The 26,447-nt window shown below is 62.5% G+C and carries 24 protein-coding genes, 2 tRNA genes and 1 other RNA gene; 11 read left to right on the forward strand and 16 right to left on the reverse strand.

Going from position 1 to position 26,447, the window contains the following annotated elements:
* Positions 1-175: 175 nt before the first annotated feature.
* The 6 genes from DZC52_RS14090 to grpE all read right to left on the reverse strand — a co-directional run bounded on the left by DZC52_RS14090 (position 176) and on the right by grpE (position 5,074).
* Positions 176-251: transfer RNA gene (locus tag DZC52_RS14090), tRNA-Glu, on the reverse strand.
* A 36-nt stretch (positions 252-287) separates the two neighbouring features.
* Positions 288-363: transfer RNA gene (locus DZC52_RS14095), tRNA-Ala, on the reverse strand.
* Between the two features lie 59 nt (positions 364-422).
* Entirely contained in the window at positions 423-1,160 is a 738-nt protein-coding gene (dapB, locus tag DZC52_RS14100) for a 4-hydroxy-tetrahydrodipicolinate reductase (RefSeq protein WP_116651785.1), read from the reverse strand.
* 32 nt (positions 1,161-1,192) lie between these two features.
* Positions 1,193-2,317, reverse strand: a complete 1,125-nt coding sequence (dnaJ, locus tag DZC52_RS14105; RefSeq protein WP_116651786.1) for a molecular chaperone DnaJ — start codon at positions 2,315-2,317, stop codon at positions 1,193-1,195.
* Positions 2,318-2,467: 150 nt separating this feature from the next.
* Complete coding sequence (gene dnaK / locus DZC52_RS14110) at positions 2,468-4,402, reverse strand: molecular chaperone DnaK (protein ID WP_116651787.1); 1,935 nt, start codon at positions 4,400-4,402, stop codon at positions 2,468-2,470.
* 123 nt (positions 4,403-4,525) lie between these two features.
* Positions 4,526-5,074 (reverse strand): nucleotide exchange factor GrpE, encoded by a 549-nt coding sequence (gene grpE, locus DZC52_RS14115; protein WP_116651788.1) that lies wholly within the window; start codon positions 5,072-5,074, stop codon positions 4,526-4,528.
* Between the two features lie 134 nt (positions 5,075-5,208).
* On the opposite strand from grpE, the gene recN reads away from it, so the two are divergent.
* Positions 5,209-6,870, forward strand: a complete 1,662-nt coding sequence (gene recN / locus DZC52_RS14120; protein ID WP_116651789.1) for a DNA repair protein RecN — start codon at positions 5,209-5,211, stop codon at positions 6,868-6,870.
* A 10-nt stretch (positions 6,871-6,880) separates the two neighbouring features.
* Here the strand turns inward: recN and fur are convergent, their stop codons facing one another.
* Entirely contained in the window at positions 6,881-7,306 is a 426-nt protein-coding gene (gene fur / locus DZC52_RS14125) for a ferric iron uptake transcriptional regulator (RefSeq protein WP_116651790.1), read from the reverse strand.
* Between the two features lie 78 nt (positions 7,307-7,384).
* Between fur and DZC52_RS14130 the strand changes: the two genes are divergently transcribed.
* Entirely contained in the window at positions 7,385-7,807 is a 423-nt protein-coding gene (locus DZC52_RS14130) for an outer membrane protein assembly factor BamE (RefSeq protein WP_116651791.1), read from the forward strand.
* 33 nt (positions 7,808-7,840) lie between these two features.
* On the opposite strand, the gene DZC52_RS14135 is transcribed toward DZC52_RS14130, so the two are convergent.
* Together DZC52_RS14135 and DZC52_RS14140 are read right to left on the reverse strand one after the other, a co-directional pair.
* The gene (locus DZC52_RS14135) at positions 7,841-8,146 is read right to left on the reverse strand and encodes an RnfH family protein (RefSeq protein WP_116651792.1); all 306 of its coding nucleotides are present in this window, start codon (positions 8,144-8,146) and stop codon (positions 7,841-7,843) included.
* The gene (locus tag DZC52_RS14140; protein ID WP_116651793.1) at positions 8,136-8,567 is read right to left on the reverse strand and encodes a type II toxin-antitoxin system RatA family toxin; all 432 of its coding nucleotides are present in this window, start codon (positions 8,565-8,567) and stop codon (positions 8,136-8,138) included. Before DZC52_RS14140 ends, DZC52_RS14135 begins: the two co-directional genes overlap by 11 nt.
* A gap of 238 nt (positions 8,568-8,805) precedes the next feature.
* Between DZC52_RS14140 and smpB the strand changes: the two genes are divergently transcribed.
* The 6 genes from smpB to DZC52_RS14170 all read left to right on the forward strand — a co-directional run bounded on the left by smpB (position 8,806) and on the right by DZC52_RS14170 (position 15,146).
* Positions 8,806-9,267, forward strand: a complete 462-nt coding sequence (gene smpB / locus DZC52_RS14145) for an SsrA-binding protein SmpB (protein ID WP_116651794.1) — start codon at positions 8,806-8,808, stop codon at positions 9,265-9,267.
* A 52-nt stretch (positions 9,268-9,319) separates the two neighbouring features.
* Positions 9,320-9,676, forward strand: a transfer-messenger RNA (tmRNA) gene (gene ssrA / locus DZC52_RS14150).
* A 97-nt stretch (positions 9,677-9,773) separates the two neighbouring features.
* Positions 9,774-11,558, forward strand: a complete 1,785-nt coding sequence (locus DZC52_RS14155) for a cation:proton antiporter (RefSeq protein WP_116651795.1) — start codon at positions 9,774-9,776, stop codon at positions 11,556-11,558.
* A 42-nt stretch (positions 11,559-11,600) separates the two neighbouring features.
* Positions 11,601-13,010: a lipopolysaccharide biosynthesis protein gene (locus DZC52_RS14160; protein ID WP_116651796.1), complete on the forward strand. Its 1,410-nt coding sequence runs from the start codon at positions 11,601-11,603 to the stop codon at positions 13,008-13,010.
* Between the two features lie 61 nt (positions 13,011-13,071).
* Positions 13,072-13,887: a sulfotransferase family protein gene (locus DZC52_RS14165; protein WP_181918965.1), complete on the forward strand. Its 816-nt coding sequence runs from the start codon at positions 13,072-13,074 to the stop codon at positions 13,885-13,887.
* Positions 13,888-14,102: 215 nt separating this feature from the next.
* Entirely contained in the window at positions 14,103-15,146 is a 1,044-nt protein-coding gene (locus tag DZC52_RS14170; RefSeq protein WP_147307718.1) for a glycosyltransferase family 2 protein, read from the forward strand.
* Between the two features lie 105 nt (positions 15,147-15,251).
* On the opposite strand, the gene DZC52_RS14175 is transcribed toward DZC52_RS14170, so the two are convergent.
* From DZC52_RS14175 to rlmKL, 6 genes are all read right to left on the reverse strand, one after another.
* Positions 15,252-16,007 carry a WecB/TagA/CpsF family glycosyltransferase gene (locus DZC52_RS14175; RefSeq protein WP_116651799.1) on the reverse strand — a complete coding sequence of 252 codons (756 nt, stop codon included), beginning with the start codon at positions 16,005-16,007 and terminating at the stop codon, positions 15,252-15,254.
* A 120-nt stretch (positions 16,008-16,127) separates the two neighbouring features.
* Positions 16,128-17,048: a sulfotransferase family protein gene (locus DZC52_RS14180; protein WP_116651800.1), complete on the reverse strand. Its 921-nt coding sequence runs from the start codon at positions 17,046-17,048 to the stop codon at positions 16,128-16,130.
* Complete coding sequence (locus DZC52_RS14185) at positions 17,038-18,414, reverse strand: undecaprenyl-phosphate glucose phosphotransferase (RefSeq protein ID WP_116651801.1); 1,377 nt, start codon at positions 18,412-18,414, stop codon at positions 17,038-17,040. Before DZC52_RS14185 ends, DZC52_RS14180 begins: the two co-directional genes overlap by 11 nt.
* Positions 18,411-19,841 carry a hypothetical protein gene (locus DZC52_RS14190; RefSeq protein WP_116651802.1) on the reverse strand — a complete coding sequence of 477 codons (1,431 nt, stop codon included), beginning with the start codon at positions 19,839-19,841 and terminating at the stop codon, positions 18,411-18,413. Before DZC52_RS14190 ends, DZC52_RS14185 begins: the two co-directional genes overlap by 4 nt.
* A 2-nt stretch (positions 19,842-19,843) precedes the next feature.
* Positions 19,844-21,058, reverse strand: a complete 1,215-nt coding sequence (locus DZC52_RS14195) for a hypothetical protein (protein ID WP_147307719.1) — start codon at positions 21,056-21,058, stop codon at positions 19,844-19,846.
* A gap of 102 nt (positions 21,059-21,160) precedes the next feature.
* Complete coding sequence (rlmKL, locus tag DZC52_RS14200) at positions 21,161-23,281, reverse strand: bifunctional 23S rRNA (guanine(2069)-N(7))-methyltransferase RlmK/23S rRNA (guanine(2445)-N(2))-methyltransferase RlmL (protein WP_116651804.1); 2,121 nt, start codon at positions 23,279-23,281, stop codon at positions 21,161-21,163.
* Between the two features lie 109 nt (positions 23,282-23,390).
* Between rlmKL and DZC52_RS14205 the strand changes: the two genes are divergently transcribed.
* The 3 genes from DZC52_RS14205 (at position 23,391) to DZC52_RS14215 (ending at position 25,411) form a co-directional block, all read left to right on the forward strand.
* Positions 23,391-23,687, forward strand: a complete 297-nt coding sequence (locus DZC52_RS14205; RefSeq protein WP_116651805.1) for an ArsR/SmtB family transcription factor — start codon at positions 23,391-23,393, stop codon at positions 23,685-23,687.
* A gap of 24 nt (positions 23,688-23,711) precedes the next feature.
* Entirely contained in the window at positions 23,712-24,773 is a 1,062-nt protein-coding gene (arsB, locus tag DZC52_RS14210) for an ACR3 family arsenite efflux transporter (RefSeq protein ID WP_116651806.1), read from the forward strand.
* 104 nt (positions 24,774-24,877) lie between these two features.
* The gene (locus tag DZC52_RS14215) at positions 24,878-25,411 is read left to right on the forward strand and encodes an arsenate reductase ArsC (protein WP_220338397.1); all 534 of its coding nucleotides are present in this window, start codon (positions 24,878-24,880) and stop codon (positions 25,409-25,411) included.
* A 20-nt stretch (positions 25,412-25,431) separates the two neighbouring features.
* Here the strand turns inward: DZC52_RS14215 and DZC52_RS14220 are convergent, their stop codons facing one another.
* Positions 25,432-26,427: a hypothetical protein gene (locus tag DZC52_RS14220; protein ID WP_147307720.1), complete on the reverse strand. Its 996-nt coding sequence runs from the start codon at positions 26,425-26,427 to the stop codon at positions 25,432-25,434.
* Positions 26,428-26,447 lie beyond the last annotated feature (20 nt).

Below are 26,447 nucleotides of genomic sequence, written 5' to 3' on the forward strand. Positions count from 1 at the left end.
GATCAGCGCGGCGGCTTGTAGGAAAACGGCGCGGGCTGGTGTCGGAAAAGAAAAAGGCCCCGAGCCGAAGCCCGAGGCCTAGTTTCTTGTGTCAAACCCTATCAAACGGCGAGGCGTACGTTTGACAGAAGTTTGACACGTTCAAGGGCCCATATTGCTAAACCCTTGTTTTGTATGGCGTCCCCACGGGGATTCGAACCCCGGTCGCCGCCGTGAAAGGGCGGTGTCCTAGGCCTCTAGACGATGGGGACTGAAAACGTCGAAAACGAAGCTTTCAGAAACCTTATTGGTGGAGCCAGGCGGGATCGAACCGCCGACCTCTACAATGCCATTGTAGCGCTCTCCCAGCTGAGCTATGGCCCCACAACAAGCCGAGCATTCTAGTCGAGGATTTCAGGGCTGTCAAACCTTTTTCGGAGATTTCAGGCCGACTTCAGGACCAGGTCGGAAAAGTCGATCAAGCCGGCCGATTCGTCGATGATCCGTCGCGCCGCCAGCAGCGCGCCGCGGGCGAAAACCCGGCGATCGCTGGCCCGGTGAGACAGTTCCAGGCGCTCGCCGTCGGCCAGGAAATACACGGTGTGCTCGCCGGCGACGTCTCCGCCCCGAATGGCCTGGAAGCCGATTTCCCCGCGCGTTCGGGCCGACCTGTGCTGACTTCGGTCGTAGACAGCGCATTCGGTCAACTTCTGGCCCCGGGCCCTTGCGACGGCGTCGCCGAGCCATAGCGCCGTGCCCGAGGGGGCATCCAGTTTGCGGCGATGGTGCGCCTCGAGAATCTCGATGTCGAAGTCCTCGCCCAGCGCGCGGGTCGCCTGATAGGCCAGGCGCACCAGCAGGTTGACACCGATGCTGAAATTCGCCGCCTGGCACACGGCGACACGCTCGGCGGCCTCGTAGATCTGCGCCTGGAGGCGCTCACCCAGGGCGGTCGTGCCGGTGACCAGCGGAATGCGCCTGCGTGATGCGAAGTGGACAACCCGTTCGAGCAGTTCCGGATGCGAGAAATCGATGATGACGTCCGCATCGACGTCGGGTTCGAAGAACTGACGGCGGGTTGCCTCCCCGGCCACGGCCAGGTGCTCATCGGATTCGATGGCTTCGAGGATGGTGCGGCCCACCGCGCCGGTGGCGCCGCTGACGAGAATCTGCAGGCTCATGACCCGCAAGATTAACCCATCGTGGGCTCCGATCAGAAGCCCATTCGATCGAAGAAGCTCTTCACCTTGTCCGTCCAGCCGGATGACTGGGGACTCTGGTCGGGCTGGTCGTCCAGGCTATCCTGCAGCTGCTTGAGCAGGTCTTTCTGCTCACGGCTGAGGTTGACCGGCGTTTCGACCTCGACCCGGCAAAGCAGGTCCCCGGCCGAACGTGAGCGGACCGACTGCACGCCCTTGCCGCGAACGCGGAAGACCTTGCCGGACTGCGTTTCGGCCGGAATCTTGAGCATCACCGAGCCGTCGAGCGTGGGCACCTTGAGCTGGCCGCCCAGCGCCGCGGTCGTGATCGTGATGGGCACGTCGCAGAACAGGTCGTCTCCGTCGCGCTGGAACAGCGGGTGCGGGCGTACCTGGATGTCAACGTAGAGATCGCCGGCACCGCCGCCCTGGGCGCCGGCGCCGCCCTCGCCGCTGAGGCGAATACGATCGCCGGTGTCGACACCGGCCGGAATGCGGATCTGCAGGGTCTTGGTCTCGCGGACCTGGCCAGTACCGCTACAGTCATTGCAGGGGTCCTTGATCGTCCGGCCGCTGCCGCGGCAGGCCGGACAGGTCTGCTGCACGGAAAAGAAGCCCTGCTGCATGCGAACCTGACCCTGACCGCCGCAGGTCGAGCACACGTGAAGCTGGCCGCCCTTGGAGCCGGTGCCGCTGCAGGTTTCGCACTCGCCCAGCGTGGGCAGGCTGACTTCCTTTTCCACGCCGGTGACGGCTTCTTCCAGGTCGAGTTCGAGCGTGTAGCGAAGATCCTGGCCGCGGCGCGACTGGCTCTGCCGCCGACGTCCGCCGCCGAAGATATCCCCGAAGATGTCGCCGAAAATATCGTTGATGTCGCCAAAGCCGCCCTGGGGGCCGCCACCGCCGCCCATGCCGCCGTTGACGCCCGCGTGGCCGAAACGATCGTAGGCCGCACGCTTCTGCTCGTCCTTGAGCACGTCGTGCGCCTCGCGCACTTCCTTGAACTTGTCCTCGGCATCGGGATCGTCCGGATTGCGGTCCGGATGATACTTGCGCGCCATGCGCCGGTACGCCTTGCGGATTTCGTCGGTCGAGGCGTCGCGCGAGACGCCGAGAGTGTCGTAATAATCAGCAGACATAAAAGCCCGTTTGTTGGTTCGCTAGTTTGTTGGTTTGTTCGTTTGGTTCTTCGATGGCTGCCCGAGAGCACCTTTGCCGCTTCGACTTTCGAATGACAACGGCGTCTCGAGCAACCAAAAAACCAAAAAACCAATCAACCAACTAACCAGTCACTTCTTCTCGTCGTCGTCGACTTCGGTGAACTCGGCGTCGACCACTTCCTCGTCGCTCGAGGAAGACTCGCCGCCCTGCTCACCGGCCGATTCGGCGCCGCCCTCCTGGGCCTGGGCCTTTTCGGCCGCGGCCTTGTAAAGCTCTGCACCAGCTTGCTGCAGCTCGTTGACGGCCGAATCGATGGCTTCCTTGTCATCGCCCTTGACCGCCTCGTCGACCTTGGCCAGCGCATCCTCGATCTGCTTCTTGACCGACTCGTCGAGCTGGTCGCCGTGTTCCTCGAGGCTGCTGCGCGTGGCGTGTGCCACCTGGTCGGCGTTGTTGCGCGCGGAAACCAGCTCGTGGAACTTCTTGTCTTCCTCGCGGTGCGCCTCGGCGTCCTGGACCATCTTCTCGATCTCTTCGTCCGAGAGACCGGAGCCGGCCTTGACCTCGACGCGCTGCTCCTGTCCGGTGGCCTGGTCCTTGGCCGACACGTGCAGGATACCGTTGGCGTCGATGTCGAAGGTGACCTCGATCTGCGGGACGCCCCGAGGCGCGGCCGGAATGCCGGTCAGATCGAAGCGCGCCAGGGACTTGTTGGCGGAAGCCTGCTCGCGCTCGCCCTGCAGGACATGCACGGTCACCGCCGACTGATTGTCCTCGGCGGTCGAGAAGACCTGCGAGGCACGCGTCGGGATCGTGGTGTTCTTCTCGATCAGCTTGGTGAACACCCCGCCCAGGGTCTCGATGCCCAGCGACAGCGGGGTGACGTCGAGCAGCAGCACGTCCTTGACGTCGCCGGCCAGTACGCCGCCCTGGATGGCAGCGCCCACGGCCACGGCTTCGTCCGGGTTGACGTCCTTGCGCGGATCCTTGCCGAAGAAGTCGGACACGGCTTTCTGGACGGCCGGCATACGGGTCTGGCCGCCGACCAGGATGACCTCGTCGATGTCGCCGACTTTCAGGCCGGCGTCGTTGAGCGCCGTGCGGCAGGGCTCGATGGAACGCTTGACCAGCTCTTCGACCAGCGACTCGAGCTTCGAGCGCGTGACCTTGATGTTGAGGTGCTTCGGACCGGACTGGTCGGCCGTGATGTACGGCAGATTGATCTCGGTCTGCTGGGCCGAAGACAACTCGATCTTGGCGCGTTCGGCACCTTCGCGCAGGCGCTGCAGCGCCAGCGGGTCGTTGTGCAGGTCGATGCCCTGCTCCTTCTTGAACTCGCCGGCGAGGTAGTCGATCAGGCGCAGGTCGAAGTCCTCACCACCCAGGAAGGTGTCGCCGTTGGTGGCCAGCACTTCGAACTGCTTTTCGCCGTCGACGTCGGCAATCTCGATGATCGAGATGTCGAAGGTGCCGCCGCCGAGGTCGTAGACGGCGACCTTGCGGTCACCGCCTTCCTTGTCCAGCCCGTAGGCCAGGGAAGCGGCGGTCGGCTCGTTGATGATGCGCTTGACCTCGAGACCGGCAATCTTGCCGGCGTCCTTGGTCGCCTGGCGCTGGGAATCGTTGAAGTAAGCCGGCACGGTGATGACCGCCTGAGTGACTTCCTCGCCCAGGTAATCCTCGGCGGTCTTCTTCATCTTCATGAGCACGCGCGCGGAAATCTCCGGCGGCGCCATCTTGTTGTCGCCCACCTGCACCCAGGCGTCCCCGTTGTCCGCCTCGATGATCTTGTAGGGCACCAGTTTGATGTCCTTCTGGACGACCTTCTCGTTGAACTTGCGGCCGATCAGGCGCTTGACCGCGTAAAGGGTGCGGTCGGGATTGGTGACGGCCTGGCGCTTGGCCGGCTGGCCGACCAGTACCTCGTCGTCCTTCGTGAAGGCGACGACCGACGGCGTCGTGCGATCGCCCTCGGCGTTCTCGATGACGCGTGTCTTGCCGCCTTCCATGACGGCGACGCAGGAATTGGTGGTTCCCAGGTCGATGCCGATAATCTTGCTCATGGTCTTGTGATCCTGTTCGATTTCGTATTGAAACTGGTTGAGACTTCGCTGAGAAAGCGTTCTAGCCGTTTAGTGGGGCCCGACAGGGCTCATTTCAATCGCCCCGCCCCGGCCGCAGGTCGCTCAGGGCTCGCTGGCGACGATGACTCGTGCCGCCCGCAGCAGGCGATCGTCGAGGCGATAACCCTTCTGCAGCACCATGATGACCGTATCGGGTTCGGCATCCTCGCTGGGCTGCATGCTCATCGCCTCGTGCCACTGCGGATCGAATCGCTCGCCTTCCGGATTCAGCACCTCCAGGCCGTGATCCTCGAGCGCCTTGAGCAGGAGCTTCCGGGTCAGCTCGAGCCCTTCGCGGGCCGAATCGCCCTCGGCGGCGTTCTCCAGCCCCTGCTCGAGTCCGTCGATGACCGGCAGCAGGTCGCGCATGATGGCCTCGTGCTGATAGCGACGGGCCTTGTCCATTTCACGCTCGGCGCGCTTTTGCATGTTGTCCATGTCCGCACGCATGCGCATCAGGGCCTCGCGCAGCTTATCGACTTCGTGCTCGAGCTCGCCCGAGCCGGAATCCTGCACGGCCTCTTCCTCGCTTGCGTCGGCGGCTTCTGCCTGGCTGGCCTGCTCGTCTGCCGCGTTCTGTTCGGCGTTGGCTGCTTCGTTCTTGTCACCCATATCGGTTCGCCTTGGTCGTGAACGTATTGATCCTGCGCGCAACAATGGGGGCCCTCCCGCGCCAATACAACCGGAGTTGTTAGAAGCCGCTCTTGGTGCTAGCTTGTTGCCCTTCTGGCCCGACCGGAACCCGCATGCTCCGCCACCTCGCCATTCGCCATTTCGCCATCGTCAGCGAAGTCGAGATCGACATCGACCCCGGATTCACCGCCATAACCGGCGAAACCGGTGCGGGGAAGTCGATCCTGGTCGACGCCCTTGGACTGCTGCTCGGCGATCGCGCCGAGGCGGGACTGATCGCCGAAGGGCACGAGCAGGCCGAACTCGAAGCCGTCTTCTCGCTCGAGAAATCCGAGCCCGCCAGGCAATGGCTGGTCGACCAGGCCCTCGAGGAAGGCGACGAACTCATCCTGCGCCGCGTACTGACGTCCCCGAGCGGGTCGCGCGCCTGGATCAACGGGCGCTCGGCCACGGTGGGGCAACTGGCCGAGCTCGGCGGCCTGCTCGTCGAGATTCACGGGCAACACGAACACCAGCAACTCGAGAAGCCGGCCGTGCAGCGCCGACTGCTGGACCGACAGGTCAGCGGCAAGACGCTCGACGCGGTCGCGGCCGCCCACGAACGCTGGCGGGACGCTCGCGCCGCCCTCGACCAGCTCGAATCGGAGGTCGGGGACGCCGACCAGCTGGAACTACTTCGCTTCCAGGCTCGCGAACTCTCCGACCTGGCACTGATCGAGGGCGAGTTCGAGTCACTCGAGCAGGAGCAGGAGCGCCTGGCGCGCAGCGACGACATCCGACTCGCAATGGCTTCCGCCGGCAACGCGCTCGACAGCGACAACGGCCCCGGCGCCCGGAGCCTACTGCACCAGGCGATCCAGGCGCTCGACCCCGTAAGGGAAATCGAGCCGGAGCTCGACGAGACGGCCCGGATGCTCGAGGAAGCGCGCATCAACGTCGACGAGGCGATGGCCAACCTCGAGCGTCTCGGCAGCGAGGACGAGGGCGATCCCGAGCGGCTGGCCGCGGTCAACCGCAGACTGGAGAAATCCCTGGACCTGGCAAGAAAGCACCGCGTCCAGCCCGCCGAACTCCCCGCCCTGACCGAGAAGCTCGGCGCCCGGCTGGAGGCACTGGAAAACCAGGACGAGCGGCGCGCCGAACTCGCCAGGTCACTGGATATCGCAGCCCAACGCTGGCGGGAAGCGGCGGAGGAGCTCAGCCGGGCTCGCGAAGCGGCCGCGAAGAAGCTGTCCGGGCTCGTTACCGGACGCCTCGCGGATCTCGGCATGGACACAGCCGAGCTGGCCTTCCAGGTCGACCCCGACCAGGCCGCGGAACCGTCACCGCACGGCATGGACCGCGTGCGAATCGGGTTCAATGCCAACCCCGGGCAGGCGCTCCAGCCGCTGTCCAAAGTGGCCTCGGGCGGGGAACTGTCGCGCGTTGCCCTGGCCCTGATGATTGCTGCCGACGGCGGCGAGGGCCCCCGGACGCGAATATTCGACGAAGTGGACGCCGGCGTGGGCGGCGAAACGGCTCACGCCGTCGGCCGCTTCCTGCGCGAGGCGGCCGGCGCCGGCCAGGCAATGTGCGTCACCCACCTGGCGCAGGTGGCCGCCCGGGCCGATCACCAGCTGCGCGTAAGCAAGAAAAAAGGACGCAAGGCAACCGCGCTGTCAGTGGAAACCCTGGACGGCGGAGCCCGGGAACGCGAAATCGCCCGGATGCTGGGCAGCGCCGACTCCGAGAGAAGCCTGGCGCATGCGCGGGAAATGCTGGAGGGAAACGAGTAGCCGCGAAGCGTTACTGCTTGCGCGGCCGTACGTAGAGCACCATCGAATGATCGACGATTTCGTAGCCGTGCTCGGCGGCGATCTCTTCCTGGCGCTTCTCGATCGCCTCGTCGAAGAACTCGAGGACCTCACCGGTCTCCAGGCAGACCATGTGGTCGTGGTGATCCCCCTCGTCGAGCTCGTAGCAGGCCTGCTGGGAGCGCCCCGTGCCGTCGTCGAACAGATGCTTGCGAACCAGATGGGCGGCTTCGAACTGGGCCAGCACGCGGTAGACCGTCGCCAGACCGATTTCCTCGCCCTGGTCGACCAGGGCGCGATAGATATCGTCGGCCGTCATGTGCTTCTGGTCGGTCGTTTCCAGCAAGCGCAGGATCTGTCGACGCGGGTGGGTGACCTTCAGGCCAGCTTTCTTGAGTTCGCTGCTTTGTCCTGACATGCTCCAACCTGCTCGGGTAGCCACTCGTTGCAAGACTTGTATTGTATCATTGCGCTCATGTCGAAAACTTCCACTGCCATGAACTTCGCCCGGTCGATGATCCTTCCGGCCGCCCTGCTCCTGACGGCCTGCGGAGGCCTCGTCTACAAGCAGGATATCCAGCAGGGCAACGTCCTCGACGAGGATGCCGTCGCCGAACTGGAAACCGGAATGACAAAACGCCAGGTCCAGGTACTCCTCGGAACGCCCTCGATCAACAGCCCGTTCCACCAGGACCGCTGGGACTACATGAACACCTACGCGCCGCGCGGCGGGAAACCGGAGAAGCGGGTGCTGACGCTGTATTTCGAGAACGGCGCCCTGGCATCGATGGAGGGCAACTACCTCGACGAGAAAAGCATGGCCGGCAAAGCGCTCGACGAGCTGCAGGATCCGGAAGAAGCACCGATCCAGGATCTCGAGTCCCTCCGCCAGGAGGAACGCGGCGGCCCGGGCACCTGACGGACCGGGGATTCCGCCCCAGCGCTTTCCGAGTCAGCCCTTGCCCTTCCGGGCGCGCGCCAGCTCGGCCAGTTGTCGCCTGACCTCCTTCGGGTCGGCCGTCAGGGGCCGATAGACCTCCACCCGGTCACCCTCGGCCACCGCCTCGTCGGGGCGGCGACGCGTGCCGAAAACCCCGAGACGGTTCTCGTCGACCTCCAGGCCGGGCAGCTTTGCCGGCAGATCGGCCAACACCACCGCCTGGGCCAGCGTCGTTCCCCTCGGCACTTCGAGCGGAACCACGACCTGCCGCCCGGGCAGCGCGGCGGCTACTTCGATGGCAATCCGCTCAGCCGCCATGGACCTGGTGGGCGCGGCGCGTGAAATCGTCGACCATCCGGTCGGCCATGCGCGAAAAATTTCGCTGGAATGGACGCAGGAACAGCCCGCCGCCGACGTGGAAGCGCAAGTCCAGGCTGACACGGCACCCCTCCGCGACCGGCGAGAAACTCCAGCTTCCGCTCAGGTCGTCGAACGGTCCGCGATCGAGCTCCATGATCAGCTTTTCGTCAGGCACCAGGGTGTTTCGGGTCGTAAAGCGGCGCACCAGCCCGGCCAGCTGCACCTCGAGGGTCGCCAGCTGATGAGACTCATCTTCCCGGTGCACTTCAGCCGAACGCACCCAGGCCAGGAACTTCGGATAGCTGTCCACGTCCCGGACAAGCCCGTACATCTGGGCGGGTGTGTAGGGGACGAGGGCTGAGCGATGGACTTCGGGCATTGAAAAACAGGTTTCAGGATTCAGGTTTCAGGGTTCAGGACGGCTGCCCCAAGCGACTCGGCAGATTGTAACCGCCGGGGCATCATGACTGTCCGGCGAGGCATGACACGCAAACCTGGTCTGAAACCCGTGGTTTTCCTGAAACCTGAAACCTGAAACCTGAAACCTGAAACCTGAAACCTGAACCCAACATGCTGCGCTATCATGGCGCACCGCTTCGAGAGATCGCCAAGGAACCATGACCAAGCAGTCTTCATCGACCATCGCCCTGAACAAGCGCGCCAAGTTCGAGTTTCACCTCGAAGAGCGGCTGGAGGCGGGTATCGCGCTGGAAGGCTGGGAGGTCAAGGCATTGCGCGCCGGCAAGATCCAGTTCGGCGACAGCTACGTGCTGCTCAAGAACGGCGAGGCTTTCCTGTTCGGCTGCCTGATCACGCCGCTGCCCACGGCCTCCACCCACGTCAACCCGGACCCCACGCGAACGCGCCGCCTGCTGCTGCACCGCCGCGAGATCGACCGCCTCATCGGCCTGGTCGAACGCAAGGGCCAGACCATCGTGCCCACCGCCATGTACTGGAAACAGGGCAAGGTCAAGGTCGAGATCGCCGTGGCCTCCGGCAAGAAGCAGCACGACAAGCGCCGGGCGCAGAAGGAGAAGGACTGGCAGCGGCAGAAGGCTCGAATTCTCAAGAGCAAGTGAGCGGGTAGTTGCGGAACTTTCGCGATGCCTGCTAGTCTTACTTCACGACTTCGGGGGCGTTCTGGCTTCGACGCGGATTGGACGTACCCTGGGGCATGCCGAGGTCTCAACTCACCTCGTAAAACAAGTTGAACCAAAGTTAGTTGCCAACGACGACAACTACGCACTGGCTGCCTAAAAACCAGCCTGCTCTCCGCCGGTTGAGCCTGCGCTTCCGACCGGAGATCATTTAGCAGGATCGCGTCATGTCGCGTCTCTGGGCATGGCGTTAAATCAAACAGGGACTGGTCGTTGCGTATGCCCTGCCCCTCGGGCGGCGTAACGGCGAGAAAAAATCGAGCGGGCTAAGCATGTAGAACCAGGATCAGATGGTTCGCGGACGCGGGTTCGACTCCCGCCGCCTCCACCAGATCCCCGAGAGGAAGCCGGCCACCGTGCCGGCTTTTTCGTGCCCGGACACCGGATATCCCCCTGACCCTCCCCGATCGTGCTGCTAAACTCGCGCGATGCATCTCGCCACGCTCTTGATGATCATCCTCGCGGCCGGGCTGGCCAGCCAGTGGCTGGCCTGGCAGATCCGGCTGCCCGCGATCGTGATTCTCATTGCCAGCGGCCTGCTGCTCGGACCGGTCACGGGCCTGATCGACATCGCGATGCCGCCGGAGGAGCTGACCGAGCTGATCGGCCTCGGCGTGGCGATCATTCTTTTCGAAGGCGGCATGGATCTGAAGCTGGGCGAGTTCCGCCGCGTCGGGCACGGCATCACCCGCCTGACGACCCTCGGCCCCCTGCTGGCCTGGTTGCTGGGTGCGCTCGCAGGCCACTTCGTCGCCGGCCTGACCTGGCCGGTCGCGATCGTGCTCGGCGCCATCCTGGTCGTGACCGGGCCGACCGTCATCCTGCCCCTGCTGCGCCAGGCGCGCCTCAACAAGGAATCCGCGTCCCTCCTCAAGTGGGAAGGCATCGTCAACGATCCGGCCGGCGTGCTGCTGGCCGTTCTGGCCTTCCAGTATTTCACGGTCTCCGGAGAAGACTGGGGCACTGTGTTTCTGAGCCTGGGCAAGGCCATCGCAGTCGCCGGCCTGCTCGGGGGGCTGGGTGGCTGGCTGACGGGCTGGTTCTATCGACGGGGCGCCGTTCCGACCCACCTCAAGCCACCCATGCTGATGGTGCTGGTGCTGGCCGCCTACTGGGCCAGCAACCAGGTCCAGCACGAAGCCGGTCTGCTGACGGTCACGGTGATGGGGCTGGTACTCGGCAACATGCAGCTGGCCGAACGCGAACCCCTGCGGCATTTCAAGGAAAACCTGACGGTCGTGCTGCTCTCGGTGCTATTCATCGTCATTCCCACACAGCTGGATGCCTCGCACTTGCAGGCCATCAGCCCGTCATCGCTGCTGTTCGTCGCAGTCGTCCTGGTCGCGGTGCGTCCCCTGACCATTCTGACGGCCACTATCGGGGCGCCGATGCGCTGGCAGGACAAGGTCCTGATGGCGTGGATCGCTCCACGCGGCATCGTGGCCGCCGCCACCGCGAGCATCTTCGGGCCGGCACTGGTCGAGGCCGGCTATCCGGAAGCGCAGATCCTCATGCCCCTGGTGTTTCTGGTGATTCTCGCAACGGTGATCATCCACGGCCTCACGCTCGCCCCGCTGGCGAGGCGCCTCGATCTGGCGGCCAGGGAGGAGAACGGCCTGCTGATCGTGGGCGCAAACGACTGGACCCGGGCGCTGGCCAACGAATTGAAAGAGCTCGAAGTCGACGTGCTGGTCGCCGACGGATCCTGGTACCGACTCAAGCCCGTGCGGATGGACGGCATCCGCACTTACTATGGGGAGGTCCTGTCCGAACACGCGGAGCACGAACTCGAAGACGAACATCTGAGCTATCTCCTGTGCGCCACCGATAACGATTACTACAACGCCCTGGTCTGCAAGGCGCTCGGCGGCGAGTTCGGCCATCATCGCACCTTCCAGCTGGCGCCACCGCGCGAGTCGAGCGACGAGCAGCGGCGACTGACCCTGCAGCAGCGCGGCTACTTCGCCTTCGAACCGCCCATCGACGCCTATTCGCTCAACCACCGCCTCCGGGAGGGTTGGTCCATCCAGTCGATCCGATTAAGCGACATTTTCGACATGGATCGGCTTGCAGAAGAACTCGGCCAACCCGGCGAGGATTGGGTCCTGATCGGTAGCGTTTCGCCACAGGGCCAGTTCAGTCTTTATTCGCGTGACCACTCATTCAATCCCGACAAGGATTGGCTCCTGGTCTATTTTGCAAGCAACTCTTGAAACAATCGGGCTGGCAAGAGCCTCGAGCGACTGAGCCAAAGCATGGACAAGCCGGGCAAGCAGCGCCAACCGCTGCCACAACTTCTAGCCAAGGTCAGGAAAAACCGCGTATTTCGTGCCGGGAGTATCGCCGGTGCGATAAAGGCTCTCGGCCTGCTGTCGGCCTTCGCGCTCCAGTTGCTTCTCGCCAGGATCGTCATCAACCCCGAACAGTATGGGATATACGCCTGGTCCCAGAACTTGCTGTTCCTGCTTGGCACCTTGATGACGCTCGGCATCCCCGTCGCCGTGAGTCGATTCGTCGCTGTGCACACCAGTCGCGGGGACGGGGCATCGGTCGCGGCCGTCGCTCGCAGCGGCGCCAGGTGGCTGGTTCTGTCTACTCTGTTGGTCAGCGGCACCGTCGCTCTCGTGATCATCGCAATGCCCGCCGAAGTATTCGAGAAGCTGCCGCGCGAAACGACGTTGATTGCCGTGGCGTCCGCCCCGCTTGCGACGTTCAGCCTGTTTTACCAGGCTCTGGCGCGCGCCCGTTCTCGCCTGGTCACCGCCTTCTTGCCGCTACAGGTGCTGCGCCCTCTTTCTTTCGCAGCACTCGCGTTCACCGTCCTCGTCGCCCTCGGCGAGCCTCTCGCCGCGCCGGAGATCATGCTGGCTCTATGCATGAGTCTGGCTTTGGTCGTTTTCGTTCAAATCGTATATGCCACATCCGCGAAGCCGCGACGGGCCGTTACCCGGTCCGCTGCAGAAGCAACGGCAGACAACACTTTTTCTCCCGAGCGCCTGCTTGGCAACGCCCTGCCGATCTTTGGGGTGCGTCTTTCAGACCTGGCGATGAAGCATGGTGGCGTACTTGCTCTGGGCGTTCTCGTCGATCCTCGAGCAGCGGCAGCCTATTTCGTCGCCGAACGCCTCGCTCAGCTAGCTTCGGTGCCCCAAACGGTGATCGCATCGGTGGTTCAGCCCTGGCTGGCCAGCGCCAGCGCCGAGGGGGATCAGGACGCGCTTCAACGAACCGTGAGTCAGGCTGGACATGCGACGCTATGGCCCTCGCTGGTGGCTGTTATCGGGCTGCTACTCACCGGGCCGATGCTTCTCGGACTCTTCGGCCCTGGCTACCTTGAGGCTTTTCCAATATTGGCAGTCCTGCTGACCAACCACCTACTCGCCGCCACGCTCGGGCCGGCACAGCAAGTCCTGATCATGAGCGGGCTCCAGTCGGCCGTCCTTAAAACGACCTCGCTCGCCGGGGTTATCCACCTTGTCTCCCTGTTCCTTCTGATTCCCTGGCTGGGCGCGCTGGGTGCGGCCCTCACTGGCATAATCAGCACCATGGTCATAAGCACAGGCTGCCTCTTCCACGTGCGCTCAAGACTCGGACTAAACCCGACCATTCTGAGCAAATCCGTAACGTCTGAAAAGCGATCGCAAAAACACGATGAAAGCGAATAAGGCCGTAATACGCGCAAAAGAGTGTTGGCAGTGGGGCAGACGGCAGGTTCGGATCCAGAGAATGCAAGTCAGGCGTCTCGTGCGCCCTGGTGGTGCACTACCCAACTTTCTGATCATCGGCGCGATGAAGTCGGGCACCACCACGCTGTTTCAGATGCTGACCCAGCACCCGGGATGCTGGAGCCCTGTCGCCAAAGAGTTGCAATTCTTCGAACAGCCCCACAAATATTCCAGGGGAGAAGTATGGTATCGAGCGCACTTCCCCACTCGAAGATCTCTGACAGCGGGACGACGAACGCTCGGGTATTCCCCGGTCACCGGGGAAGCTACGCCGGGCATGTCCTTTTTCCCCTATGCCAGTCGGGCTGCTGAGCTGGTCCCACAAGCCAAATTAATCGTGTCCTTGCGAGATCCCGTCGAGCGCGCCTGGTCTCACTACAAGCACATGCGGCGCCTGCCGGCACCCGAACGCGCGACTTTCTCTGAGGCGATTGATCGAGAGCTCGCGCTTCTGGAACAAGGGGCATCACTGACCGAAGAAAATTTTCGCCAAATGGCTCCGCTGCTCCATAAGTTCGGTTACGTGAATCGTGGGCACTATGCCGATCAACTCAAGCACTGGTTCTCGTTCTTTCCCCGAGAGCAGTTCCTGATCCTCAACTTCGAGGACTGGAAGAAAAACCCGATACAGGCGGCCGACCGCATCACCCAACACCTCGGATTGCCAAAACATGCCTATGAAGCCAGGAAAGCCAACCAGGGCGGCCACAAAAGCAGCATGCCAATTGACTGCCGCGAGCGTCTGGAAACGTATTTTCGACCCAGAAACAGAGAACTGTTCAAGCTGCTTGGAGAGGACTGGGGTTGGCCATACTGAACAAGAATGTTCGAGAGCCGGCTACCCTTTCGGAGACGTGAATTAGCCATGATGACCCCCGGCTTCTTTCAAAGGCGCTCGACTCGGCCAGTCATCAGACTCGTGGCTTCAGCGAGTTGACCCATCACAGATCAGACGGCTGCAGCGTCTAATTACCGAGAGCGCATCAATAGCACCGCCTCAGTATAGTCCCGACCATACAGGAAATTGCCGACTTGACTGCTCCAGATACCTCAGACCTAAAACACCTCGCCATCTCAGTGGTGATCAACAATTATAACTACGCCTCATTTCTTCCTATGGCTCTGGACTCCGCCCTTAAACAGTTGGAAGACTACGATGAGATCGTTGTGGTTGACGACGGATCGACAGACGAATCAAGAGAGATCTTACAACGTTATGACGAACACCCCCAGGTTCGCGTCATTTTCCAAAGGAACCAACTCCAACTGCGCGCGGTTCTCAACGGCCTGGATTCGGCAAGTGGAGACCTGCATGTGCTGCTTGACAGCGATGATTACTTGCTTAGCGGCTACCTAAGTCGGTTGCGATCAATCGCGAACCGGCATCCCGAAGTCGATTTTTTCTTCTCGAATCCGGACTTTGGGGATCAACCCCCACCGCAAAACGCTCGGACACATCAAGCTCCGGAAGCAGCCTTGCTGCCTGAGGGACCTACAGGCTCTACCCGCTGGAGCGTATGGGCGACCGGAGAGTTTGTCGGAACGCCCACTTCAGGACTGGCCTTGCGTAACAACCTCACCGCTGACATCTTGTCAATACGGGAACGTCTGACGGACCATAAGCCATTGGGAAGAAGGACCGCACGGTTGCTGGGTCTTCGCAACGATAGCCATACCGCGAAGCGTTTGTCAGCTGATGGAATTATCGTGCGAGCCGCTTCATTGCTAGGTAAGGAGAAATATCATTGTGCAACTCCAGCATTCTTTTACAGAGTGCATGGGAGCAACGCCTACGCCGGACTTGCAAAGTGGCCGCGAACCTATCTGGGTATACAACGCAGCCGAGAGATCACTCGAATGGTCTGTCAGGCATTGGGTGAATCGAAAAGGCCCGGTCTGGGCGATGTGCTCAACGAGGCTAGAAACCGCTCCTTGCCCTCGGGAATGAAGAGTCGAGTGAAGTTAACCATACGTTACCAGCGCGCCGCTCTAAGAAGCCACTCTTCCTGGTTGAGTCGCCTCCTTGCGTTGCCAAGAATAGCTCTCTTGCTTTTGCCGCCACCCATGGCGAGGTGAGGACATCCCGTCAGTCAACGATCATCCAGCAGGCTGTTCAGGGCAGGGATTTACCTTCAGAACACGTCGAAACACTCTATGCAACTAATCGATCAAAGGCGAGCCTCACCCATTCCCCATCCTTTGGCGGATCACCCGAATTAAAAAGAGTGGATTTCCGAGAATGTACCTTCGTGACATTCGAAAAGGCTCCTTCATTAAACGGTACAACCATTCGAGGCCATTTTGGTGCATCCACTGGGGTGCTCGAGATTCAATGCCAGCTAGGAAACTAAAGCAATTCCCACCGGTCATGATGACCCTGGTCGCCAGCCGTGATTGGTTTTCTAGAATCCAGCGCTCCTGAATGGGCACACCAAACCCGACCACCAGAATATCGGGCCCGAGCTGGTTTATCTCATTGACCACCCTGTCGCTGTCGCCTCCCGTTTTGTCGAAAAACCCATGATGGGCTCCGAGAACCCTCAGGCGAGGAAAGCGCTCCACCAGTCTTGATCGCGCCCGATTCGCAACGCCTTCCCGGCCGCCAAGAAAGTACATTGAAATATCGTTGTCCTGACAAAATTCAGCGAGATCCCAACCAAAATCAGCCCAGGTCATCCGCTGCTTGATAGTGACCCCCAGGATCCGGCCCGCCAACTGTACGCCCGCAGAATCATTACGGACGAGTTCTGCACGCTCATTCATTCTGGATAGCCACTGATACTTATGAGCGGAATTGATACTATGGACATTGGCAGACATAACAACTGCAGGCGCGACACGGCCCTCCCGCCGTACCAGATGGAGCACTGAAGCTAGGAGCTCGTCCAGAGTCAGGTTGGATATTTTAAACCCGGTAATATCGTATTCATTGTTCATGGCTGAGAGACAGATCTCTTTGTTTCCAGTCGGCGCAAGCCCAATCCATCCGTTTTACCGATAGAAAACTGCCGCCCCAGACGTTAACAGTCAAATAGGAATGACTGCTACGTGAACTTGTCATCGATCAGGTAGCCAGTGAGTCAAGTCGCGTCCTGTCAGCCGCATCAATTCGGTTACCTCCGATTCAAATTCGCGCATGAGGCTTTCACGCTGTTCGACTGGCAAGGGTGGAAATCGCCGTAAATTCAAAGCGTCCAGAGCCCGGTTCGCCCGGCGCGCAAGCTCGATGGGCACCACTTTCTTCAACGCAGCACGCAATCGCTCTGACCGCTTGAGTCGGTGTATGACGCTGCTTCGTGGCATCCCGGATAGGTTCTGGCGATAGCTCGATGGAATCGGGTGACGACTGTCTAGACCGAGAAAGTCACAGCAGCGAGACCAGAGTACTTCGGGCTCGTCTCGAAGCTCCTCGTAAAAGAGGACGAGGACTCGACCTCGCCCGAATGCCTCGAAATACCGCCTCACCTGAGTCGCATACTGACCCATCTCGCGGTAGCGAAGCAGATGAGAAGGATTGTTTCGTTGTCGCTCCAAATCAAGGGCATCGGCGAAGTTTGCACAAGACTCTTCGCTATCCCGACGGGCATGACACCAGGCGGAATAGGCACGCTCGGCGGGATTTCTCAGAATCACCATGATCCGGGCACCGGGATTGAACGCTTTGACCCTGTCGACGGATCCCGGCTCCGAAAGGTACCAAGTACTTGCATCTCCGAGCCACCGAGCACTTCTTGGAGCCGCACGGTAGAGGGCCAGGTATTCGGCTTCCGAATCAATCACCCAGCTGGCAGGATTCGCCAGGCGCCCGTAACCATCGATCCCGGTATAGCCCCTTTCGCCGAATGCCAGGTATCCCGGCTCCTTCGGGGACGACATGAACACTTCTGGATGATTGTCCAGCATTCTGGCCAGTGTAGTCGTCCCACTCTTCTGAGCGCCTACGAGGAACAGGTTGGGCCGTCGTTCTTCAGTAAGCATTGCGATCGGTCCATCCCGAGAGCGCCGTGCGAACCAGAATCCTTAAGTCCATCCAGAGCGACCAGTTCTCTATGTAGTAGAGGTCGTACTCGAGTCTTTTCTGCATTTTCTCCAGAGTATCCGTCTCGCCCCGGTAACCGTTGATCTGGGCCAGGCCCGTGATCCCCGGCTTGACCCTGTGGCGCTGCATGTAGGCGGCCAGGCGGCCGCTGTAGGCTTCATTGAGTGCAAGCGGATGCGGTCGTGGCCCGACCAATGACATCTCGCCACGCAGCACGTTGAACAACTGCGGCAGTTCGTCGAGGCTGGTTCGACGCAGCAACCGCCCGACCCGCGTGACGCGGGGGTCGTCGCGCCGTGCTTGTCGAGCGTCATCGGGGTTACCCGGACGCATGCTGCGGAACTTGAGCACCCGAATCACTCGCCCGCCGCCGCCATGGCGAGGCTGGCCGAAGACAACCGGTCCTCGGGTATCGAGCTTGATGGCCGCCACGATCAACAGCAAGAAAGGCGACAGAACCACCAGCAGAGCCCCTGCGATCAGCCGATCCAGGGCCGCCTTGACCAGCGCATCAGGCCCATCCAGAGGCGTAGCGTTGAGTTCGATTACCGTCATGCCGGCGACTTCGCTGGCCCGGTGTCCCAGCAGGCGAAGTACGCGCAGGTCAGGCACGTAGCGAACCGGTAGGCTGCTTAACCGAAGCTGGTGCAGCAGGTGGTCGTCGTCTTCGCTGGGAGCCGTGTCGGGGGCCAGCCAGAGCTCGGTCACAGCCAGCTCATCGGACTGAACGATCGTTTCGAGCTCATCGATCTCACCCAGCACCGGTGCGGGAAGCGAGGCCGCCGCCTGCAGATCCTCTAGTCGAACAAACCCAACCAGCGCGCGATCACCGTAGACCGACTGCAGGCGCCGCGCCGCATCTAACGCCAGCGCACCGGTACCGATCAAGAGGATTCGGGGCGCCGCTCGATCTGCCTGCCGGCGGACCAGCCAGCGCCAGACTGACATGAGGACCACTGTGCCGGTTATCCAGGTAACCATCCAGATCCGGGAAAACTCCGCTGTGGTCTTGGTTAGGGTCGCGAGCACCATCAGGGAGCCGAAGACCGCGACCAGCCCGGGCAGTGCCGACAACACGCCGCGCACGGGCCGGTGCCAGCGCACGCCCCGATAGCTCCTGGCCGCCGGCAGCAATACGAGGGACAACAACAGCCCCAGAAGCAAGGCCAGCTGGTAACCCGCCGGCAGCTGGAGCCGCGAAAACCGAAGACAATGGGCTGCGTAGCCGGCCAGCAGGACGGCCAGGCCGTCGAACAACGGTGCCAGGCGGGTGAGCCAATCAGCCGGACCGATAATTCGATTCATGAACCGTCTCCGCGGCGTGATCCGCCACCGATCCAGCTGCCCAGTGCGTGGAAACTCACATAGACCATCAACGGGACCAAGTAGAGCAGCGCACGATTGAAAGTCACGCTATTGACCGCCTGACGGAAGTAGTGCGTGAATCCAAAGACCGCGATCAGAAAGGCGAGCCCCGCCAGCAGGAGCAGCATATCCGGCGCCTCGAATGCTCGGCGCCCCTCAACAACCACCGCGGCGATGAGAACCAGCAGAAACAGCGGCCAAAGCAGATGCCAGTTGGCGTCGATCAGCACGCTCTCAAGCAGGTACGGCAACAGCGGCTGCGCCATCAGGTCCAGATCAGGCAGCGCGCCGGACAACGGCAGTACCAGCCCGCCATGAGGCCAGCCCGCGGGAAGCAGCCATCCAGCAAGCAGTGCCGCCACCACACCTCCGGCCAGGACCATGCCAGCTACCGAAACCCAGCGAGCGGAAACATTCAGCCAATTGAGCACGATGCCGAGCGCGAGCAAGCTGCCGAAAAACAGCCCCGGCGTCTTGAAGGCAAAACAGGCCAAAGCCGCCTGTCCCACCAGCAGCAGGTAGCGAGGACAGCCCGTCCGTGCGGCCGTGGACAAAGCCATGGCGCCCAACCCAAAGGCCGCGGCGAGCCAGAGATCAGCATACCCGGCCAGCATGGCGTGAACTTCGAGCAATGGCAGGCTCAGTAAGGCATAGACGGCTAGTGCCGCAATCGCCACGGGCGTGCCGCTTTCGCGCAGATGGCCCCACAACGCCAAGGCCATCGCTGCGGGAAGCAGCAGCCACGGCAGATACAACAGCGTGTGATCGGCCGTTCCGGCGCCGAGCATGTGCCAAAGCAAAAGGAGGGGCACGCCAACGGGATACTCCGAGGCGCGCCGGTTGCCCAGGGTGTAGACCACCGAGTCCGAAGATTGCTCCAGCCATTCGCTCGGCAATACAAAGGGGGTCAAGCCTTCGTGGTGAAACCAGACCACCGCCCGCGGCACCCAGTTCATCCAGGCGTCCCAGGCGAATAGCGGACGCAGCACGAGCTCCTGAGCGAGTACGCCACCGCGTTCGATCAGGAATGCCAACAGGGGCAGAATCCAGACCAAGTGCCAGAACTGCCGCCCCTTAGGCCATTCGGGGCGTATCCGACCGCCCTGCCGCCACCACGCGATCACTGCCAGAAGCGCGACCAGACCTAGGATCACCGCAGGGACCTCAAAGCTCAGGTGAGTCCCCAGACCATCGAGTGAAAGAAGTACAGCGATCACCACCAGGAGCCCAACCAGGTAGCCCTGCCCGACGACGACGCTCCAGCGGGTGCCGGGCAGCGCGGCGGTGACTAGCGCCACCCCGGTCAACCAGGGCAGAAGAAGCGCCACGATCAGACCGGTCAAATCGATACCCTCGAACAAGGCCATGGTCAGACCTCCTCCAGCACCGAGGCCGAACGAACGCGATAGAGCGCACCGCCGGGCCGCAACAACAGCCGTTCGACCGGGACCGATCCGTGCTGATCAGAGAGCGTGCCTTCGCTCCGATCGAAGCGCAGCCCAGCGATATCGTGAAGCACCAGGATGAAATCCCCCGCTTCAAGTTGGGGTACGGGCAGCCCCCGACCGAAATTGTGGATATTGCGTGGCAGCAGGTGATACTGCAGGCGCAGGCGCCAATAGTTGTGGCCCTTCGAGTCGTGCAGAAGGAAAACCCGATGCTCGGGCTCGGCGGGAACCCGTTCGGCCACACTCAAGGCGAAGCGTTGAAGGTCTCGGTCTAATTCCCGCGAGTGTTTCTCCACCTGGGTCAACCCACCGAATCGAGATTCGGTCAGCTCCAGCTGCCAGTCCAGGCGGGCCTGCCAAAGCCGGTCAAGGCCGACCCAGGGAACGAAGATGATCGCCAGCGCGGCCACCAGCCAGGGTTTGCGCGGCCCTCTCAGATACCCGTAGCAAAGTGTCAGGACCAACATGGATAGCAGCGCCCAGGTAAGAGCCGCGCTCGTCGGACTCAAGGGTGCCCCGGAGCGGGCACCCGGCACCTGGTTGATCGTCGACATTTGCCAAGGCTCGAAGCGGGCCCAGTGCCACCAGAGTTGGGCGACGCGGGCGCCACGACCACCACCGTGCAATCTCACTACCCCGAGATCGGGAACAACAGCACGGCCAGCCCCGAATCCGCCGATGGCCAGCTGCTCGATCGTACCTCGCCACTCCGCATGCAAGGCGGGTTCGTGCCAACTCGTACCGGCACCGGCGCCATCTAGAAGCAGTGAAAAGAGCGTGTCAGGTCGATCTGTGCGCCGCCAGAACAAGTAGAGCCGCGATTCGGAGTCGGTCATCGAGATATCGACTTCGAGCAGTGGGAATTGCGCCGCCTCGATCGAAGGGGCAGCGGAGAGCATCATGGACAGCCGCGCGGCGCTGGGCCGATCCGCTGCCGGAACGTCGCGTAGCAGCGCCGCAGCGGGTACCGCCTCGAATTTCGAAACCTCCATTGTCATCGACCCGCCTGCGCCGGCAGGGCGACCATCGATTAGGGGCAGAATCAGCCATAGAGAAAGCGCGCCGAGACAGAGGCTGACTCCTGCACTCGCCAATGCGATCAGCCATGCGCGATTGTTGCTTGAACTCGGCATCACTCGAGGACGATCAGGCCGACCCGGGAAACCATCGGCCAACATGGAAAGACGCACCGAGTCTAGCAGAGTTAACCCGGTCTGAAACGGCTCTAGACGGCCGGATCAGGCAGGATGGCGGATGAACCAGCACCGGTGGATGCGGCGATTGCGCTCGAAGTCCTTCGGGATCGACCAACGCGACCGATCCTCCACAGCAAATCGCTCTTCCAACGTCGAATCCAGGTCGAAGCTCCGCAGGTTGGTGGAAAACACCAGGGTGCCCTCCTCCGATAGGCATGACATGGCGTCGTCGATCATGGCGACGTGGTCGCGCTGCACGTCCAGGCTGCCTTCCATGCGCTTGGAGTTCGAGAAGCTCGGAGGATCGAGAAAGATCAGGTCGAATGTCTCTTGGCAATTGGCCAGCCATTCACGCGCGTCGGCGTGCACGGTGCTGTGGCGCCGCTCGTCGCGGTCGTTGAGCGCCAGGTTGCGACGCAGCCAGGCCAGGTAGGTCTTCGACAGGTCCACGCTGGTGGTCGAAGCCGCGCCGCCCACGGCCGCATGTACCGTGGCCGCCCCGGTGTAGCAGAACAGGTTGAGCAGCCGCTTGCCTCGCGCCTGCTCGCCCAGCCAGTGCCGCACAGGCCGGTGATCGAGGAACAGGCCGGTATCGAGGTAATCGGTCAGGTTGACCTCCAGCCGGCAGGGACCTTCGCGCACGACCGGGGTGCGCGACTGCTCGCTCATCCGGTTGTACTGTTCGGCGCCGCGCTGGCGCCGCCGCACCTTGAAAACCATGCGCTCGGGTGGTACGCCCGTGGCCGCCGGAATGGCGCTCAACGCCGCACGCAGCCGACCCTGCGCCTTGCCGGGGTCGACGCTGGCCGGCGGCTCGTATTCCTGCACGTGCAGCCAGCGTCCCGACTCGGCGCCGTAGACGTCCACCGCCAGGGCGTACTCGGGGATATCGGCATCGTAGAGCCGGTAACAGGTCACATTGTCGCGCTTCAGCCACTTCCTGAGCTGGCGCTCGTTCTTGTGCAGGCGATTGACGAGATCCTCGGCCGGTGTGGCCCGGCTGCCTTCGCTTTCGGTTGCGATCTCGAATCGTTCGAGCCGGCACTCCAGCGGCCCGTTGAAGCACTGCCAGCTCTTGTCCGGCTTCAGCCCGATCTGGCAGCCTGCGCCGTTGAGCACGATGGCACGCCAGCCCGGGAAGCGCGTACGCAGGGTCTCACCCAGGCGAAGGTAGAGCGGCAGGAGCTCGTGCTGCTCGCCGATACGCTCGCCGTAGGGCGGATTCGTGGCGACCAGGCCGCGGTCCGTGCCGGCCGGTGCCGATGCCGCTGAAATCTCTCGCCGCTCGACGTGAATACGGCCGCTCAGCCCGGCGAGTTCAACGTTGGCCCGTGCGAGGCGGACAGCCCGACGGTCGTTGTCGAAGGCGGCAATAGGCGGCAGCCGCCCGAGACCGGCCTCCTGGCGATCGAGGGCCTCGTCGACGAGGTTCTTCCAGGACTCATCGTCGTGCCCCCGCCAGCGCAGGAAACCGAATCGCGTTCGCAGGAGGCCGGGCGCGGAGTCGGCCGCCATCCAGGCGGCTTCGATGGCCAGGGTGCCCGACCCGCACATGGGGTCGACGAAGCCGCCGCCACCGGCGGCAATTTCAGGCCAGTCAGCACGGTACAGCATCGCCGCAGCCAGGTTTTCCTTCAGCGGGGCGGCGACGCCCGTCTCGCGGTAGCCGCGCTTGTGCAAACTATCACCCGACAGGTCGATGGCGACGGTCACGCTGGTCCGGTGCATGTGCACGTTGATGCGCACATCGGGCTCGCGCACGTCCACCGACGGCCTGGCCCCGGTGGACTCGCGCAACTGGTCGACGACGGCGTCCTTGACCCGCTGGGCGGCAAAACGGCTGTGAGAGATCGCCGCCTTGATGCCGGTAAAATCGACAGCGAGTGTGCTTTCCGGCCCCATGTGCTGCGACCAGTCGATCGACAGCCCTCCCCGGTAGAGCCCCTCGTCATCATCGGCCTCGAAACGGGCGATCGGCAGCAGGACGCGATTGGCGATACGCGACCAAAGGCAGGCGCGATAGGCATCGGCAAGTGCCCCCTCGAAGGCCACTCCCCCGCGCTGCGCATGGACGCCGGCCAGGCCGAGCGATTCCAGCTCGGTCGCGAGCAGATCCGGGAGTCCTCGGGGCGCGGTGGCGAAAAGTGAATGTCGTTCGGACATAAAAAGCGGGACTTGCGAGACGACGGCCCGTGAGTCTAGCGGATCGCGGCGAGCGACATGACATGCTAGAATATCGTTCATCGACGATATACGATTCCATGTAACCGATATGGACGAAGAATCCCGCTTTCAGGACGAAGCCATTGCGGAAACCGCCCGTGCACTCGGGCATCCGGCACGCGTGCGGATCGTTCGCCTTCTGCTGGACAGGCAGCGCTGCATCGGCGGCGACATCGTCGAGGATGTCGGACTGGCCCAGTCGACCGTCTCCGAGCACCTTCGCATACTCAAACAAGCCGGCATCGTGGTCGGCGAGATCGAACGCCCGCGGGTGTGCTACTCGCTCTCTTCGAAACGACTGAAACTGCTGTCGGAGCTGATTTCGCAAGTCGAAAGCTGCTGCTGAAGCCCGAACCCCGGAACCGACCCGATGACCGATACTCCGCGCAAGCGCCTATCCTTCCTCGACCGCTACCTGACCCTCTGGATCTTTGCCGCGATGGCCCTGGGCACCCTGCTCGGCACGATATTCACCGGGCTGCCCGCGGCGCTGGATGCGGTCGCCATCGGCCACACCAACCTGCTGATCGCCGCCGGGCTGATCCTGATGATGTATCCGCCGCTGGCGCGGGTGAAATACGAACAACTGCCGCTGGTCTTTCGCGACAAGCGCGTGCTGGTCCTGTCGCTGGTGCAGAACTGGCTGATCGGGCCGGTGCTGATGTTCGCCCTGGCAGTGATCTTCCTGCGCGGCCATCCCGAGTACATGACCGGCGTGATCCTGATCGGCCTGGCGCGCTGTATCGCCATGGTCATCGTCTGGAACCAGCTCGCCGGCGGCAACAACCAGTACGTGGCGGCGCTGGTCGCCTTCAATTCGATCTTCCAGCTGCTGTTCTTCAGCCTCTACGCCTGGATCTTCCTGACCGTATTGCCACCCCTGTTCGGCCTGGCCGGCAGCGTGATCGACGTCGGCTTCGGCACAATCGCGCAGGCAGTGTTCGTCTACCTGGGCATTCCCTTTGCCGCCGGCTACTTCAGCCGCCGCATCCTGATCCGGCGCCGCGGCTCGTACTGGTACGAAAACGTCTTCGTGCCCACCACCGGGCCGATCACTCTGTTTGCCCTGCTGTTCACCATTGCGGTGATGTTCGCGCTCAAGGGCTCGGCCGTACTCGGCCTGCCGCTCGACGCCCTGCGCATTGCCGCGCCCCTGGTGATCTACTTCGTCGTGATGTTCATCGTCAGCTTCTGGATGGGCCGGTTGATCGAGGCCGACTACCCGCGCACGACGGCCATCGCCTTCACCGCTGCAAGCAACAACTTCGAGCTGGCCATCGCGGTGGCCATCGCCGCCTTTGGCCTGGCCTCGCCGGTGGCCTTCGCCACGGTCATCGGACCGCTGGTGGAAGTACCCGTACTGATCAGCCTCGTGACCGTTGCGCTGTGGTTGAAGCGTCGGTGGTTTGGGGGGGAGGCCGTTGGGTCTTAGACAATAGCCAATCACTGGTGCCGCTTCGGGCCACATTCTTTTTTTCCACAGATGAACACAGATAAACACAGATACTGAGCAGATCAACGGTTGCCATGCCTTCGGTGAGCAAAGGTGATTCATGGCGCTTGCAGGCACCTTGCAAGAAAAAGAGCTGTACTCTTTTGTTTTTATCCGTGTTCATCTGTGTTCATCTGTGGACAACCAAGGCTTTTAAGCTAATGGCAAAGCAAAGAATCCTGTTCCTGTGCGTCGCAAACTCGGCGCGCAGTCAGATGGCTGAAGGCCTGGCCCGGAAGATGCTGGGCGATCGTGCCGAAGTAATGAGCGCCGGTTCGCAGCCGACAACCGTGAATCCCTGGGCCGTGAAGGCCATGGCCGAGGTCGGCATCGACATTTCCGGCCACCACTCGAAATCAGTCGACGAATTCGACCCGGCAGAACTCGATCTCGTAATCACGCTGTGCGCCGAGGAGGTCTGCCCTGCTCTGCCCGCAGGCGTCCGACATCTGCACTGGCCGATTCCGGACCCGGCAATCGGGTGGGACGCGGAACGATCCGGCGGAAACGCGCTGGAGAGATTCCGACAGGCCAGGGACCGCATTCACGACCGCCTCGTCGAGGTCCAGAGTGGCTAATGCGGTCGTTGCTCAGCAGCCTAGAGCCTGGCGAGGATATCGCGCGCAAGCCCATAGTCGGCGGGCGGGGTCGTCAGGTACAAATGCTCCCCGAGCGAACTGCCCGGCCCACATTGCCCGAACGCTCCGAGCGTGCAGGAAACCATCGTTGCGTACTGGCCTGATCCGCAGCCGCCAAATCGCCTGCAACCGTAAAGAACCATTGCAACCCTTTGCGCGTGCAACAATTCGGCCTGGGGATACAGGCTGTCGTGAATATCCAATCCCAGCCGCCACATTGGCCGACCGCCGTGGTCCCGGGCGTACTGCATGTTCAATGCGACGAGGCTGTGGATGTCGTCAAAGCCACGCGAACGTCGCAACAAACCGGTGAAATAATCGCTGCGATCCTCTTGCGCTGCATTGGCGAGCCTTTCCTCCAGTTCGTAGCGTCTGCCGACATACGGGTCCCGCGCCATGCGTTCGATCCGCGCGGCTTCCCCTTCGAGGTCCCCATCGACCCGCATCAGCTCTTCAACTCGTGACTTCATGGCCTCCCTGGAGAGGTCCAGCCCGGCACACCATTGGCGCCTCTGTTCGATCAGATCCAGTGAGCCGCCCAGACCTTCCTGGGCGCGAATTGCCTCCGGGTCGCAGAATGCGCTCAGCTCGAGCAACTTCCTCGCCGCCAGCACGGGTTCCATCTCCGCCAGCCGTTCAAGGGCCTGCGCCCGCTCTACGGCATTGGCAGCGTTCTCGACATCGCGCATGAGGATCAGGCGGCTACCGGGCTGCTTCGAGGACGGAACCGGCCCATCACGTTGTCCTTGCATCGGATCGGGAGACGGGCTGGCAACCCCGTCCCGGCCATCCGCTTGTCTGCCGGGCTCGGGAAAATCGGATTCGCGCGACGGCGACACCGCGCGGGGCGCCCCGGTCGTGGAGCCGGGATCCGCTGGCGCGCCGCGCAGGAACCAGGTGGCAGTCCCGGCAAGCAAAACCAGCGCCAACAGACCGAACCAAATACCCTTGTGCATTGTCGACATCTCCGCCACGC

It is taken from the genome of Wenzhouxiangella sediminis (genome assembly GCF_003410055.1).
GTDB lineage: Bacteria > Pseudomonadota > Gammaproteobacteria > Xanthomonadales > Wenzhouxiangellaceae > Wenzhouxiangella > Wenzhouxiangella sediminis.

What these genes read in the sequence shown, in the direction of transcription:
- dapB (WP_116651785.1), bottom strand. Translation starts at nt 1,160, where the DNA reads ATGAGCCTGCAGATTCTCGTCAGCGGCGCCACCGGCGCGGTGGGCCGC.
- dnaJ (WP_116651786.1), bottom strand. Translation starts at nt 2,317, where the DNA reads ATGTCTGCTGATTATTACGACACTCTCGGCGTCTCGCGCGACGCCTCG.
- dnaK (WP_116651787.1), bottom strand. Translation starts at nt 4,402, where the DNA reads ATGAGCAAGATTATCGGCATCGACCTGGGAACCACCAATTCCTGCGTC.
- grpE (WP_116651788.1), bottom strand. Translation starts at nt 5,074, where the DNA reads ATGGGTGACAAGAACGAAGCAGCCAACGCCGAACAGAACGCGGCAGAC.
- recN (WP_116651789.1), top strand. Translation starts at nt 5,209, where the DNA reads ATGCTCCGCCACCTCGCCATTCGCCATTTCGCCATCGTCAGCGAAGTC.
- fur (WP_116651790.1), bottom strand. Translation starts at nt 7,306, where the DNA reads ATGTCAGGACAAAGCAGCGAACTCAAGAAAGCTGGCCTGAAGGTCACC.
- DZC52_RS14130 (WP_116651791.1), top strand. Translation starts at nt 7,385, where the DNA reads ATGAACTTCGCCCGGTCGATGATCCTTCCGGCCGCCCTGCTCCTGACG.
- DZC52_RS14135 (WP_116651792.1), bottom strand. Translation starts at nt 8,146, where the DNA reads ATGGCGGCTGAGCGGATTGCCATCGAAGTAGCCGCCGCGCTGCCCGGG.
- DZC52_RS14140 (WP_116651793.1), bottom strand. Translation starts at nt 8,567, where the DNA reads ATGCCCGAAGTCCATCGCTCAGCCCTCGTCCCCTACACACCCGCCCAG.
- smpB (WP_116651794.1), top strand. Translation starts at nt 8,806, where the DNA reads ATGACCAAGCAGTCTTCATCGACCATCGCCCTGAACAAGCGCGCCAAG.
- DZC52_RS14155 (WP_116651795.1), top strand. Translation starts at nt 9,774, where the DNA reads ATGCATCTCGCCACGCTCTTGATGATCATCCTCGCGGCCGGGCTGGCC.
- DZC52_RS14160 (WP_116651796.1), top strand. Translation starts at nt 11,601, where the DNA reads ATGGACAAGCCGGGCAAGCAGCGCCAACCGCTGCCACAACTTCTAGCC.
- DZC52_RS14165 (WP_181918965.1), top strand. Translation starts at nt 13,072, where the DNA reads ATGCAAGTCAGGCGTCTCGTGCGCCCTGGTGGTGCACTACCCAACTTT.
- DZC52_RS14175 (WP_116651799.1), bottom strand. Translation starts at nt 16,007, where the DNA reads ATGAACAATGAATACGATATTACCGGGTTTAAAATATCCAACCTGACT.
- DZC52_RS14180 (WP_116651800.1), bottom strand. Translation starts at nt 17,048, where the DNA reads ATGCTTACTGAAGAACGACGGCCCAACCTGTTCCTCGTAGGCGCTCAG.
- DZC52_RS14185 (WP_116651801.1), bottom strand. Translation starts at nt 18,414, where the DNA reads ATGAATCGAATTATCGGTCCGGCTGATTGGCTCACCCGCCTGGCACCG.
- DZC52_RS14190 (WP_116651802.1), bottom strand. Translation starts at nt 19,841, where the DNA reads ATGGCCTTGTTCGAGGGTATCGATTTGACCGGTCTGATCGTGGCGCTT.
- rlmKL (WP_116651804.1), bottom strand. Translation starts at nt 23,281, where the DNA reads ATGTCCGAACGACATTCACTTTTCGCCACCGCGCCCCGAGGACTCCCG.
- DZC52_RS14205 (WP_116651805.1), top strand. Translation starts at nt 23,391, where the DNA reads ATGGACGAAGAATCCCGCTTTCAGGACGAAGCCATTGCGGAAACCGCC.
- arsB (WP_116651806.1), top strand. Translation starts at nt 23,712, where the DNA reads ATGACCGATACTCCGCGCAAGCGCCTATCCTTCCTCGACCGCTACCTG.
- DZC52_RS14220 (WP_147307720.1), bottom strand. Translation starts at nt 26,427, where the DNA reads ATGCACAAGGGTATTTGGTTCGGTCTGTTGGCGCTGGTTTTGCTTGCC.